Below are 13,478 nucleotides of genomic sequence, written 5' to 3'. Positions count from 1 at the left end.
GATGATAGGGAATATTTCCCTATCCATATCATACTTTCTTCATATTTATTAAAAGTCCTGCAATATTTGGTAAAAAAAATATGGCATTTTGTCATAATTTTATATTGAATAGATTATAATAATCATCTCAAGTTCTGAGCCTATACTTTGATCAAGGAAAAGGAGATGGGGGAGGAGAATTCTCCCCCATCCCGGGCAGGAGAGTACCACCGGGGATAAAAAAAGATGGAACGAAGGATGTATTCGTTCCATCTGGTCAGGCTTAGGCTTACTGATATTAAATTATTCATAGATCCATTGATCGATGTTCTTTTCGTAGGAGATTAATTCCCCCGTCTGAAAGTATATGGCTATCTCCCGCCCGGCACTTTCAACAGAATCTGCCCCATGGATGATATTCCGGCCCAAATCCAAACCATACATGCCCCGAATGGAGGCAGGATCAGCTTCAGCAGGATTGGTGGAGCCCATCAGCTTGCGGGCGGCGGATACCGCATTCTCTCCTTCCCAAACCATGGCCACTACCGGTCCGGAGGTAATGAAAGAGATCAACCCATCATAAAACTTCTTGCCCACATGTTCCTGGTAATGGGCCTCCGCCTGCTCCGGGGACAAACGTAAAAATTTCATGGCGGTCAGCTTCAGCCCTTTTTTTTCAAAGCGATTGATAATCTCCCCCGTGAGATTACGCTGCACCCCATCGGGCTTGATCATCACATAAGTTTTTTCCATCACCATCACTCCTTATTACCCCAAGTAAAATTTAATTTAAACATCACCGGAAGAGGTTCCCCCGGAGTGCTGTCCCCTTCTTTTGCCGGAGGCTCCTTGGGATCATCAAAGGACTTCATCAAAGCTGCGAATTCCTCTGCCTCTAGGGTCTCCTTATCCATTAGAGTTTGTGCCACAGCCTTTAAGCGATCCATATTATCCGTGAGCATTTTTTTGGCTTTATTATAAGCTTCATCAATCATGCGCCGGGCTTCTTTATCGATGGAATAGGCGACAGCCTCCGAGTAATTGCGTTCCTGGGAAATATCCCGACCCAGGAAGACCTGATCATGACGATTACCAAAGGTCAAGGGCCCCAGCTCCTCAGACATTCCGTAGCGGGTAATCATTCTGCGCACGGTTTCTGTAGCTCTTTCCAGGTCGTTTTGGGCACCGGTGCTAACTTCCTTTAAGACCAGCGCTTCCGCCATCCGACCTCCTAAGAGCATCACCACCTGATCCTTCATTTGAGATTTGGTCATATAATTCCGGTCTTCTTTGGGCAGAAGCAGGGTATATCCTCCTGCGCCGCCCCGAGGAATAATGGACACTTTATGCAAAGGATCTGCATTAGGTAATAAGTAGGCAATGACAGCATGCCCGGCTTCATGATAAGCCACCAGTTTCCGTTCATAATCGCTGATGACACGGGATTTTTTCTCCGGTCCGGCAATCACTCTTTCCACGGCATCTTCCATATCCTTCATATTAATTTCATTTTTATTACGGCGGGCGGCAAGTAAGGCCGCTTCATTCAAAAGATTGGCCAAATCCGCCCCGGTAAAGCCGGGCGTGCGCCGGGCCAATACCTCAAGATCAACATCCTTGCCTAAAGGTTTTCCCTTGACGTGGACCTGAAGAATTTCTTTACGGCCCAAGATATCGGGAACATTAACCGTAATCTGCCGGTCGAAACGTCCCGGGCGGAGCAAAGCTGGATCGAGAATATCCGGTCTGTTGGTGGCTGCTACCACAATAATGCCTTCATTGGCGGCAAAACCGTCCATCTCTACTAAAAGCTGGTTCAGGGTTTGTTCTCTTTCATCATGGCCGCCCCCTAAGCCGGCACCTCTCTGTCGGCCGACAGCATCAATTTCATCAATAAAAACAATACACGGGGCGTTCTTTTTGGCTTGTTCAAATAAATCACGTACCCGGGAGGCGCCCACACCCACAAACATTTCGACAAAATCTGAGCCGCTGATGCTGAAGAAGGGCACCCCGGCTTCTCCGGCCACTGCCCGGGCCAGCAAGGTTTTCCCGGTGCCGGGAGGTCCGAATAATAATACGCCTTTGGGAATTTTCGCCCCCAGCTGGCTGAATTTGCGGGGAGACTTTAAAAACTCCACGATTTCTTCCAGCTCTTCCTTCACCTCATCAACCCCGGCCACATCAGCAAAGGTCACTTTCTTTTTTTCATCGGTATGCAGCTTGGCTCGGCTTTTGCCAAATTGCATCACCCGGTTCCCGCCGCCCTGGGTTTGCTGCATCATAAAAAAGAATAAACCAACCAAAAGCAAGATGGGCAGCAAAGCGGAAAGGATGCCGGTCCACCATGGAGGTCCCGGCTCTTCATCAAATTTCACCTTAACGCCCTGACCCTCGAGAATCCCTAATAATTCAGGGGCAGGGGCCGCCGTAGTGGTAAATTTCTCCTCATTTTTCAGGATACCTTCGATGGCATACCGATGCTCACCGGCCAGAATACTGACCTCTTTTACTTCCCCATTTCCTACCTTAGCCATAAATTCGTCATAAGTTAATTTCCCGACCTCTTCCGCAGGGGGAGCTGTCATTTGATAAAAAGAAACGGCGATTAAGACAATCAGCACATAAATGGCAAGGTTTTTAAAAACTCGGTTCAAACGTTACACTCCTCTCGACACAATGAAAAGAAAACTTGGCTCGCACCAATCCTTTTTTTCAATATATATGCAATTTTACTATGTGATTGTACCATATTTTATTTCTATTTTCAAACTATGGTATTTATGACGGGCAACTCTTTTTTAACCGAACCAATACTGCTTTGTGATCATCTCGCCCCGCTTCAAAAAGCCTGCTCCGGCGGTATCCCGCCACCCAGACAATCTGATCTCCCGCCAGGAGGAGGGGGACGGTTGCTCTCTGGGATTGGGGGATTTTTTCATCAATAAAGAAATCCTTTATTTTCTTTTTGCCCCTCATCCCCCGGGGATAAAAATAATCTCCCCCACGGCGATTTCTGATCGTTAAGGTTTTCTGCAAAATGTCCAAGCTGAAAACCTGGGTCTCCCTGTCCGGAGTTAATCCCGGCTCCGGCCAGGAGATTAGTGATACGGTTACCGCCCGTGCCAGCCGGGGCAGATAGGTGGTTCCCGGTGCTGTGAGCTCCACGGGAGCTAAAACCGGTGCTGCCGGAGCTTTCCTTTTTTCCGGGGAGAAAATCAGGGTGCTGCCTTCCCGATAGGCATAGATCGGACCCGGTAAAAACAACTCCTGTCCCGGGGCAAGGTTCAGCAAGGCTTCCGTATGATCAAAGGTCAATGTGCCCTGCTTACCGGTATAATCATCCATGATCTGACGGATCAGCCGCCGCTGGATGGCCGGATGAAAGGATTTCATTTGATCAAAATCCAGCCCTGTATGCCCAGACCCAAGGGGGACCTTGATTTTTTCTCCCGCCGACCGGGTTAATTCTTGCAATAAATCATTTTCTTCCCGTAAAATATCAGCCGTTTTCACCAGGGAAGGAATGATGCGGGGATTAAATTGTTTCAGGTGGGGGATCAACCCTAACCGAATCCGGTTGCGGGTATAAATCTCTTCCTGATTGGTGGGATCGAGACAATAGGCGATCCCCTGCTCATGGCAATAAACCAGGATTTCCTCCTTGGTAAGGCCAAGCATTGGCCGAATCAGAGCACCTTCACGGGGGACATGGCCGCTAATCCTTCCGGCCCGGTACCACGCAGGAGATGAAGTAGTACCGTCTCTGCCTGGTCATCCCCATGATGGGCAGTCACGATCCCATCAGCCTGGATCTCCTGTGCTGCCCGATGCAAAAATTGATAACGCAGGATGCGGGCGCCTTCCTCCGGGGACAAACCTGTCTCTTGAAGATAGCGGGGTACATCTACTCTGGCTACCCTGCAGGGAAAGCCCATCTCCTGAGCCTTTGCGGCAACAAAAGCGGCTTCTTCCTCTCCCTGGGTGCCCCGCATCATATGATTCAAATGGGCCGCATAAAGCTTCAGCTGCCAATCAGAAGCGATTTGACCCAATACATAGAGCAAAGCCATAGAATCAGGCCCCCCGGAAACAGCAAGAACCAGGGTGTTTCCCGGGGCAATCAGGTGATATTTTTCGATGGCGGTGAGAATTTTCCTTTTGATCATCTTTTCCTTTTCCTACCCTCTAAAAATAAATCAATTTTTATGCAAAAAAACACGGTCCTTACCGTGTTTTCGCGATCCATTGCTCTTTTCCCTTTATTATGACCAAATTTTATCTCTCGTAATCTTCAATTTCTGCAACATCTTCCACAACGGCCACGATGACGGAGATATCATCCCGGGGTCTTCCTCCGCCCAGGTTGACTGCGTTTTTTGCCAAGGATTCTGCCAATTTATTGGGGTTCTTTTCCAGACTATTTTCAATGATCCCGGCAATCCAGCGTTCCGCATCCTCCAGCTTATGCCCTGTATCCAATAAACCATCGGAGGATAGAACGATCACATCCCCAGGGCGGATGGTCTCTTTGATGGTTTCCATTTCCACATGATGCAAAATTCCGATGGGCAGGCTGGAGGCCCGAATGACTTTTACCCCTTCCTTATTCTTAACAAAGCTGGGCCCGGCGCCGATTTTAATGAAATCTGCCTCACCGGAAAATAAATCGATGATGCAAATATCCATGGTGGCAAAAGTATCTTCCTTGGCCCGAAACATGAGGACCGAATTAATAGTGTGGATGGCGCTGTATTCATCAAAGCCGGTTTCCAGTAATTTTTCCAGAAGCTGAAGGGAAGTCCCGGATTCCGCGGCTGCGCTTGCTCCTACACCCATACCGTCGCTGAGCATGAGAATCTGTTTTCCCTCGGGAAGTAAGATGGTATTGGTGCTGTCACCGCACACTTCCTCTTCATATTTGGCAATTTTATATTGGCCGATATTCAGCCGATAAGCCTTGGCATCCATCATTCTGAAACAGCAATTTTTAATGCCGGTATCATAGGAACAATTGGAATGGAGGATCTGATATTCCATCCCCGTCAAACGGGATAAAGCAGGCAGCAGGACTTGACGGCAATTGTCAACCCCGGGGCAGGAGGTTACCTCCAAAGATAAATCCAAGGTCTTTTCCCCCATTTGCTGGATGTTGACCCTGTCCACAAAAAACCCTCGGCCGGCTAACATCTTTTTTAGATGGGCCTCCAAATAATCCCGGGCATTACTGCTGTTTTTGATTTCTTTGGTGATCTTGTCAATGATCTGCGCGGATCCGGTCAATTGATTGGCCATCAGGCTGCGGGTATTTTCCATATGCAGCTGCCAATAATGATTTTTCTGATACAATTCAAACAAACAATTAATGGCGGTGAGCATTTCCTGGGCATGGGAACATCTTTTGCGCAGAGTGGCCGGCATATCCTTGACACTGACAGCGCCGTTCTGCTCAATGGTGGTAAATAAGGAAATAATAGAACGGTAGGTTTGATAAAAATCCTTTTCCCAGCATAGCTTCTGCAAGGTGCAATCCTGACATACCCGGGCAGAAATACGGTGCAGCACAGAATTAATATTATAATCATCGGCAAAATCCTGTTCCCCGGCGATTTGCTCCATGGTGGCGGCCAATTCATGAAAGACATGGCTCATGGTATTTAATTTGCCAAGGGCTAAACGTCGAATACGATCTTCTTTTTGAGTCTGATCCCCATCAGCCAGGCTGTAATTAAAGATCCTGCCCATCTTATGCAGCCCCGCTTTGGGTATCAAGAAAAACAAAATACCGGCAGCAGCGGAGGCGGTGAGGGAAGAAATAATCAGCTGCGTATCCAGCAGATATAGGGCCAGGAGGAGATTGCCTAAAAAAAATCCCATTACCACGCCCAAGCGGCCAAAGCCGTTAAATGATCCGGCCAACAATCCGGAGAAGGCATACATGCCGATGATCGAGGGGGCAATCATGGAGGAGAGGCTGGGCACTACCCCAACCAGGGCTCCCATGGCGGCACCGGCACCGCCTCCGCCCAGGAATGCAGCTAAAATTACGATCAAACGACTCACCATACTGGCAATTTCCATACCGGCCACGCTCCAGCTGCCCAGCCCCATGATCATTCCAATGACGGCGATAAAAATACAGATCATCTCATCGGCAGAAAAGCGGTTGATGGCTTTCCGATTCAGGATCAACCTTTGTACCACCAAAAAGACCAGGGATAACCCGGCAGCGAAAGCACCTTCAAAGACAAGGGAGATGATTTGGTATTCTGAAGCATGTCCCAGGAAAAGTCCGATGCCCTTCACGACAAGGACGGCACTGAAAACCAAGGCCGGCACCTGGGTCCATTGCCGATCCAGATCGATGGAATGAAAGAAAAAAACAATGGCCAGAAGCAGAATCACACCCATATTATAAAGATAAGCCTGTCCCTGAAAAACGGTTAACAAACCGACCATAATGGGCAGGGCCTGGAGGAAGGCCTGTCTTCTGTCACTGCAGGCTAAAGCAGCGTAAAAAGCGGGGCCAAAGGGCAGGAGACTGCCCAGAACCTCTGCTCTGCTCAGAAAAAAACCCATGACTGCAAAGATCATGATTTCCGGCAGCACCAGAACCAAATCATCCCAGGACCAGCGGGGAATTTTATATTTAGCCGGCGGTACAAACTTGGCAGCCATTTTTTTGGTGCGCATTTTTAGCTTGACAGGCCAGTCGTACTTGTACTTAAATTTGGAGCGCCTTTTTTTTCGTTGATAATCAATGTTGACATGAGGGTTTCCCGACACAGCACCACACCCTTAACTATTATTCCTTAACATTATAGGATGAGGGCGAAGAAAAACTTGTCGGTTTTGATAAGATGAGACTGGGAACATTGCGACCATCTTTTTAGTTTTCTACAACTTTTTCATTAAAATAAAAAGAAAATAAAAAAGCATGCGGCAAGATGTAATACCTGCTGCACGCTTTAAAAACCTTTGGTGACCCGTAGGGGATTCGAACCCCTGAAACTGCCAGCGTGAAAGGCTGGTGAGTTAAGCCGCTTCTCCAACGGGCCAAGTTGGTAGCGGTGACTGGATTTGAACCAGTGACACCACGGGTATGAACCGTGTGCTCTGACCAACTGAGCTACACCGCCGCAATTCGCTACTTTTAGATTATGCCTGAACCTTGATTAAATGTCAAGCATAAAATTTCTTTTCAGGAAAGAAGATGGTTCCCAAAGCTATTTGGGCAGCATCAGTCTGGCACCAAAGGCTAAGAGCAGGATCCCAAACCCTTTTAACCAGGTGAAAGGGAATTTTTCCATGCCCAAAAATCCGGTACAGTCAATCACTAAAGCCGCTGTAACCTGTCCCACAATGATGGCGGTGGTGGCGTTGGCCACGCCGACCTTGGTCATGCTAGCTACGACACCGTAAATAATCAGCACCGAGATGATGCCGCCCAAATAGCCATACCAGGGCACCTCTCCCAACCTTGATAACTGCCCCCGACCCAAATGAAAAACAAACAAGACCAAGGCCGCCGTCACTACGCCAATAAGATGGACGATAAAGGTCGTCTCCATTTGGCCGATAGTTTTAGACATAAATGAATTCACCGTTCCCTGGAGCGCCATGGCTACTCCGGAAAGAGCCGCAATTAATAAAGGCAACATTATTTCCATCTTTCATCCTCCCGGTATCAATGTAGAAACCTGTATTATTCTTCCCTGAGCCAAGGAATGTATGCCTTATTTCAATATAATAAGTTGCAAAAAAAATGGCAAACTAAAACGGAGGTGAATCAAAGATGGAAACAGTTTTACGGACTGTCGGGTTGTTGGCTTTTGGCTTTATCTGCTATCGCCTCATGGGCTATCGTTCTATGGGGGATATGGAACCTACGGATTTTGTCATCATGCTGGTAATTGCGGAAACATTAGGTACTCCTCTGGCGGACGAAAGCCTCTCCCTTACCAATACGATTATTGCGGTCAGTACCCTGACCATACTGCAAATTTTGTTTTCCTGGACCGGTTTAAAAAGCACTTTCCTGTTACAGCTGATGGACGGCAAACCCATTCCCGTAATCCAAAACGGAAAAATCCTGGAGAAAAATATGCGCAAAGCCCGGGTTAACCGTTCCGACTTAATGGAAGAATTGCGGGTCCAGGGACTGAGCAACTATCTGGATGTAGAATTTGCCTATCTAGAACCCAGCGGTCGCTTCAGTATTATCCGCAAGAAAGAAGTAGAGCCCATCACCCCCCGATACTTAGGAAAAAAAACATCCAAGACGATTATGGAAAACGGCGAAATTTTTGCCGATCAACTGACCCAATCCGGTGTCACGGCAGCAGAATTGGCCGAGATCCTGGAAAGTTTTCATATCGATGATTTAAACCAGTTAGAATCGATAGTGATCACCCCCGACGGTCATATTGCTCTGACAAAAAAACAGCAGTGAACTCGTTCAGCTAAAGCTGAACATCGGGGTTTCAGATGGGGAATCTACCCCACCTGAAGTGAAAATATGAGCTCCCACTTATAGAATTGGGAGTCTTGGAATTTGATAAAGAGCCTATCAGCATCCGGAGATAGTTTTTTGATAGGTCTTAACAGTTTCTTGAGCGGTCTTGGCCCAGGAAAATTTCTGAGCCTGGTGATAACCATTTGCCCCTAAATTCTTTGATGCTTCGGGATGAGTCAAAAAGAAGAACAGACTTTCCGCCAGTTCCATATAATTATAAGGATCAAACCAGGCGGCACCCCTCTCCAACACCTCCGGCAGAGAAGAAGCACGGGCCGCCAAGGTGGGAGTACCGCAGGCCATGGCTTCGAGGGGAGGCAGTCCGAAGCCTTCATAATAAGAAGGGTAAACAAAAAGTTCTGCCCCGGCATAGAAATAAGGCAAATCACCCACGGGGACAAAGCCGGGAAAGAGGACCCGGTCACTGATACCCAAGGCGGCGATTAAGGCATCCAGATAATCCGGTTCCTTTTGCTTTTTCCCCGGCAGGACCAAATAGATGGGCTTTTCAATTTCCTTGCTGATTTTTGCAAAGGCCGTCAACAAGAGCTTAATATTTTTGCGGGGGCTGAATCCGCCCACATACAGGATATAGTCTTCCTCCAGCCGATATTTTTCACCCAATAATTTGCGGCACAGGGATTTTTCCAAAGGCCGATAGACCGGCTCAGGGGCTTCCCAAATAACATCAATCTTTTCTGCCGGATAAGCGAAGATCTGGGTAATATCCTTTTTCGACCAATGAGATACGGTGATGATGCGATCCGATTCTTCCATGATGCGGGGCATCTCCGTAAAAAAGGTTTTTAAATAACCTTTCCCCACCGTCTCCGGATAAATATAGGGGATCAAATCATGAATCGTTACCACCTGGGGACACTTTTTGGTTTTAGGCAGACCAATCCCGTTTTGGGGTACGTGATAAAGGTCAAAGTGTTCCCTGGTCAAAGCCCGGGGCAAAAAAAACTGTTCCCAGTATTCATTACCGATTTCTACATTATTAAATTCCTTTTCATCGGTGATATCCAACTCCCGATATTCCTCTCCGGGCCAGAAAGGCCGGTAACAAGCCCCATCCTCTCTTTGTTTTAATTGATAAATTAATTGATAAGTATAAGTGCCAATACCCGTACCCCGATACCAAATCGCCCCTCGGGCATCAATGCCAATGTTCATGATAGCTCCTCCTGTTTTATTTCACCTTCCAGTCCTGCTTTCATATTCTGAGATAAGCTTTCAAATTTATTGGGCGCATAGGTATCAGATATCACAGCAATTTTCAAAATCTCACCTCTTTCATGATACCCATTTCCGTTAGACGAAATTCTTGAGAAATTTATCAATGGCGCGATGTTGATCCAAACAATTCTCCAATCTTTCTGTCAGATAAAGGTCATGTTGAGGTGTCCGATTTTCCTTTTCATAATATTCCCGGAGCAGGCGCCAGGGAATCTCAGGAAATTGGAGAAAAGCGCCCAATACCTCTTTGTGTCTTGATTCCAGAGGCACAAATTGATCATAGCTGTCCATGATTTCTGTTGCCAGCTCCATTTCCCAATTGTTTCTGGATAATGCCCGCCGCATCAGGCGCCACAAATCTGTGATATTCACATCCATGGCGATGGCATCAAAATCGATCAGCACCAACTCCCGGCCCTGACGGATAAAATTCCGGGCCGCAGCATCCCCATGGGCCAAGGAACCCCAATCCCGTGCTTCATCCACCAAATCAGCATAATGGGAATCAGCCAAATTTTTCACACTCACCCGGGCATGATTCAGCATCCATTCGCCAAAAAGCATTACTTTGCGATCAAAACCATCGGGATTTGCTTTGGTACGGGCAACATTAAGGTATCTTTCCAAATCTTTGCATTTATCCTGGAGTTTTTTTGGCCATTTGCCCAGTTTGTTCTTGGCCTCATATCCTTTTTGGGGAGTAAAACCAATACTGGCCCGATGAAAACAGCCCAGGGTCTTTGCCGCGCCCAGAAGATCCTCCCGGTTCAGGTAATCCAATTCCCTCCCTTCTACCCACTCCTGGAGGTAATAATAAGAACCTTGGTAGGGCACGACCAAGCTGCCCTCCGGCGTGGGCACACAATTGGCCAACTGGGCAAAGCCCCGTTTCTGAACAAATGCCATGCCCTCCATCATAAACTGTGCCCGCTGTAAACTTTTTCTTCCTTCTTTCAGGCATCTCATCCCTTGCCCCGTCTTAATCCGATAGACACCGCGCACCTGACTCATTTCCAAAGGAGACTCTCCCCAGTTAGATAAAATACATTTGATATCATGATGATCCATATCATCCCCCCTTACGCGCTTGACAATATTTATTTTCAAAAGAATGACAGAATTTCTCCTGATAAGACATTTTACGCAGAGCTGAGGATAATTTCTTAAGAAAGCCTTCATCCTGCCAGGAAACCTTCCCTTCAAAATATCTCTCTGAGATGCGCCAGATCTTTTGCGGAAATTGTAAGAATGCCAGCATGACCTGATACTGTTCCTTTTCCAGAGGGTAAACCTTTTGATAGGACTTCAGGATCAGATCTCCTTTTTCTTCATGCCAATGCTGATCCCGCAAAGACCGCTCAAGCAAACGTACCACATCCGCTGCTCTGATATCATAGCGGGCATAATCAAAATCGATGAGAGCAGCCTTTTTATCGTCCTCAATGATGAAATTTCGGGCGGCCACATCCCGATGGGTAAAGGACTGCTCTTTTTCTGCTTTTTTTGCGATCTTACGATACTCCGAGGACTGCAGGGTGGCACAAGCTTTTTCACCCTGAGCAATGACCTGATCTGCAATGGCCAGATATTTTTTTTCGAAGGGCGTTAAAGAGCTTTTCTTTTGCGTCAGGGACTTGAATTTTTGTAAATCCTCAGTCCTTTTTTGCAAAACATGCGGCCATTTCCGATACATGGCCCGTGCTTTGGCTCCCTCCAGAAGCTTTGCTCCTTTGGCATGCTGATGGAATTCGGCCAGGGTCTCGGCTGCCGCTGTTAAATGATCTTCCCGTTTAAAATCGCAAGGGATTCCCGAAATCCAATGAGTCATGAAATAAATTTTATGATCCTGGTGTACCAAAGGAGATCCATCTTTCGCCGGCACCGGAAAAGACACTTTGGTAAAACCTTGTTCCTCTAAGTGTTTTAATATAGAATAAATAAAGAGCATTTTATGCTCTCCTTTATTGGCGCATTTAAGGCAATAAACACCCCTGCTTGTTTCCACACGATAAACATCATCCTGAATTGGTATGATGCCATGAATGGAAAAATCATAATGACTGAGCACGGATAAAATACCTTTCAATACTATCACCACCTACCGATATTTGCTGTCCCCTCAGGGCACCCTATTATAAACTATTGCTCTTGCTTATCCATGTTGCTAAAATTTTTCCTTTGATTTTGCACAATTTACCTTGTGTAAAATAAGTATGATACTAAATATGATTGTATACAAAAAATAATGTATACAATATTCCTGGGGGTTACCTCTTGCTTTCGCGCCATTTTTTGATATAATTCAGGTTATTAATTTACTAAGTAAGGGATTCTTCCCGATAAATCAATAAGGAGTGGTAAAGATGTCTTATGTAACAGATGTTATTGAGAGTACGATTAAAAGCACCCCCCGGGAACCGGAATTCCATCAGACCGTAGAAGAAGTACTGACTTGTCTGGAGCCGGTCATGGAAAAAAAACCTGAATATCAGGAAGCTGCCATTTTGGAAAGAATTGTGGAACCGGACCGATCCATTGTTTTTCGGGTACCCTGGGAGGATGATCAGGGAAATATCCATATTAACCGAGGTTTTCGTGTCCAATATAACTGTGCCATCGGACCCTATAAGGGCGGCCTCCGCTTTCATCCCTCCGTCAATCTCAGTATTTTAAAGTTTTTAGGTTTTGAACAAATTTTTAAAAATTCTCTGACCGGCCTGCCCATGGGAGGCGCCAAAGGCGGTTCTGATTTTGACCCGAAAGGTAAATCCGAAAAAGAAATTATGCGCTTTTGTCAGAGCTTCACCAATGAATTGGCTTACCTGATCGGAGCAGACATGGACGTTCCTGCCGGTGATATCGGCGTTGGCACCCGGGAAATCGGTTATATGTTCGGCCAATATAAAAAAATCAAAAGAGGCTATCCCGCCGGAGCATTGACAGGAAAAGGCATTACTTCCGGTGGTAGTTTAGCCCGTACCCAAGCAACAGGATATGGCACGATTTATTTCCTGGAAGAAATGCTGAAGGATCGGCAGGTGGATTTAAAGGGAAAAACGATTATTATTTCCGGCTCTGGAAACGTGGCGCTTTACGCTTGTCAAAAAGCTCAGCAATTAGGCGCCAACGTGGTGGCAATGTCCGATTCCTGCGGCTATGTATATAATCCTAACGGAATCAATTTCGAAGCCATGCAAAAAGTCGAGGAAGTGGATCGAGCCAGAATCAGTGAATATCTGAAATATGACAGCGATGCAACATATTGTGAAAATTGCAAAGGTCTTTGGACTTCCAAATGTGATATCGCAATTCCCTGTGCTACTCAAAATGAAATTACTGAAGCTGAAGCGGCAACGCTCATTGAAAATGGTGTTAAAGCACTGGTTGAGGGTTCCAATATGCCTTGCTCCGCTAAGGCAGTGAAACTCTTACTGGAAAACAAGATCCTCTTCGGACCGGCGAAAGCAGCCAATGCCGGTGGTGTTGCCACCTCAGGACTGGAAATGGCCCAAAACAGCATGCGTTTCTCCTGGAGCTTCGAAGAAGTAGACCAAAGATTAAACAGCATTATGGTGAACATCTATCACAACACGAAAAAAGCGGCCCTGGAATATGGTTATGAAGGCAATTTAATGGTGGGTGCGAACATTGCCGGCTTTATCAAGGTTGCCGACGCGATGCTGGCTCAGGGAATTCTGTAAAAGTAAAACTACACAAAAGACGGGAAAGACATAAATTAAGTAAA

General features: G+C 46.6%; 10 protein-coding genes, 2 tRNA genes and 1 pseudogene. 2 read left to right on the top strand and 11 right to left on the bottom strand.

The window, feature by feature from the left end; translation table 11 throughout:
* Positions 1 to 282 precede the first annotated feature (282 nt).
* From ndk to CEQ75_RS05250, 8 genes and pseudogenes are all read right to left on the bottom strand, one after another.
* Entirely contained in the window at positions 283 to 732 is a 450-nt protein-coding gene (gene ndk / locus CEQ75_RS05285) for a nucleoside-diphosphate kinase (protein ID WP_089609407.1), read from the bottom strand.
* A gap of 5 nt (positions 733 to 737) precedes the next feature.
* On the bottom strand, positions 738 to 2,636 hold the full coding sequence (gene ftsH / locus CEQ75_RS05280; protein ID WP_089609406.1) for an ATP-dependent zinc metalloprotease FtsH: 1,899 nt from the start codon (positions 2,634 to 2,636) through the stop codon (positions 738 to 740).
* Positions 2,637 to 2,760: 124 nt separating this feature from the next.
* Complete coding sequence (gene tilS / locus CEQ75_RS19195) at positions 2,761 to 3,327, bottom strand: tRNA lysidine(34) synthetase TilS (RefSeq protein ID WP_276327727.1); 567 nt, start codon at positions 3,325 to 3,327, stop codon at positions 2,761 to 2,763.
* Between the two features lie 282 nt (positions 3,328 to 3,609).
* A pseudogene (gene tilS / locus CEQ75_RS05270) lies at positions 3,610 to 4,148 on the bottom strand (tRNA lysidine(34) synthetase TilS); the annotation flags it as partial.
* A gap of 109 nt (positions 4,149 to 4,257) precedes the next feature.
* Positions 4,258 to 6,765, bottom strand: coding sequence for a stage II sporulation protein E (spoIIE, locus tag CEQ75_RS05265; protein ID WP_089609404.1), 2,508 nt, complete (start codon positions 6,763 to 6,765; stop codon positions 4,258 to 4,260).
* Positions 6,766 to 6,958: 193 nt separating this feature from the next.
* Positions 6,959 to 7,037, bottom strand: a tRNA-Glu gene (locus tag CEQ75_RS05260).
* Positions 7,038 to 7,041: 4 nt separating this feature from the next.
* A tRNA-Met gene (locus CEQ75_RS05255) sits at positions 7,042 to 7,118 on the bottom strand.
* Between the two features lie 87 nt (positions 7,119 to 7,205).
* Entirely contained in the window at positions 7,206 to 7,649 is a 444-nt protein-coding gene (locus CEQ75_RS05250) for a DMT family transporter (RefSeq protein WP_089609403.1), read from the bottom strand.
* A gap of 125 nt (positions 7,650 to 7,774) precedes the next feature.
* On the opposite strand from CEQ75_RS05250, the gene CEQ75_RS05245 reads away from it, so the two are divergent.
* Positions 7,775 to 8,431 (top strand): DUF421 domain-containing protein, encoded by a 657-nt coding sequence (locus CEQ75_RS05245; protein ID WP_089609402.1) that lies wholly within the window; start codon positions 7,775 to 7,777, stop codon positions 8,429 to 8,431.
* 117 nt (positions 8,432 to 8,548) lie between these two features.
* On the opposite strand, the gene CEQ75_RS05240 is transcribed toward CEQ75_RS05245, so the two are convergent.
* From CEQ75_RS05240 to CEQ75_RS05230, 3 genes are all read right to left on the bottom strand, one after another.
* Positions 8,549 to 9,670: a glycosyltransferase family 4 protein gene (locus CEQ75_RS05240; RefSeq protein WP_089609401.1), complete on the bottom strand. Its 1,122-nt coding sequence runs from the start codon at positions 9,668 to 9,670 to the stop codon at positions 8,549 to 8,551.
* Positions 9,671 to 9,808: 138 nt separating this feature from the next.
* Positions 9,809 to 10,801 carry a CotS family spore coat protein gene (locus CEQ75_RS05235; protein ID WP_157677341.1) on the bottom strand — a complete coding sequence of 331 codons (993 nt, stop codon included), beginning with the start codon at positions 10,799 to 10,801 and terminating at the stop codon, positions 9,809 to 9,811.
* Position 10,802: 1 nt separating this feature from the next.
* Entirely contained in the window at positions 10,803 to 11,819 is a 1,017-nt protein-coding gene (locus CEQ75_RS05230; protein ID WP_157677340.1) for a CotS family spore coat protein, read from the bottom strand.
* A gap of 277 nt (positions 11,820 to 12,096) precedes the next feature.
* Between CEQ75_RS05230 and gdhA the strand changes: the two genes are divergently transcribed.
* Positions 12,097 to 13,434 carry an NADP-specific glutamate dehydrogenase gene (gene gdhA / locus CEQ75_RS05225; protein WP_089609398.1) on the top strand — a complete coding sequence of 446 codons (1,338 nt, stop codon included), beginning with the start codon at positions 12,097 to 12,099 and terminating at the stop codon, positions 13,432 to 13,434.
* The last annotated feature ends 44 nt before the right edge of the window (positions 13,435 to 13,478 follow it).

This window comes from Dehalobacterium formicoaceticum, assembly GCF_002224645.1.
GTDB classification, from domain to species: domain Bacteria; phylum Bacillota; class Dehalobacteriia; order Dehalobacteriales; family Dehalobacteriaceae; genus Dehalobacterium; species Dehalobacterium formicoaceticum.
This window is presented reverse-complemented; position numbering and strand designations above follow the sequence as displayed.

Bases quoted from the DNA above. Each gene is read 5' to 3' on its own strand.
- ndk (WP_089609407.1), bottom strand. From the start codon at position 732: ATGGAAAAAACTTATGTGATGATCAAGCCCGATGGGGTGCAGCGTAAT.
- CEQ75_RS05235 (WP_157677341.1), bottom strand. From the start codon at position 10,801: ATGGATCATCATGATATCAAATGTATTTTATCTAACTGGGGAGAGTCT.
- CEQ75_RS05245 (WP_089609402.1), top strand. From the start codon at position 7,775: ATGGAAACAGTTTTACGGACTGTCGGGTTGTTGGCTTTTGGCTTTATC.
- gdhA (WP_089609398.1), top strand. From the start codon at position 12,097: ATGTCTTATGTAACAGATGTTATTGAGAGTACGATTAAAAGCACCCCC.
- tilS (WP_276327727.1), bottom strand. From the start codon at position 3,327: ATGGATGATTATACCGGTAAGCAGGGCACATTGACCTTTGATCATACG.
- CEQ75_RS05250 (WP_089609403.1), bottom strand. From the start codon at position 7,649: ATGGAAATAATGTTGCCTTTATTAATTGCGGCTCTTTCCGGAGTAGCC.
- CEQ75_RS05240 (WP_089609401.1), bottom strand. From the start codon at position 9,670: ATGAACATTGGCATTGATGCCCGAGGGGCGATTTGGTATCGGGGTACG.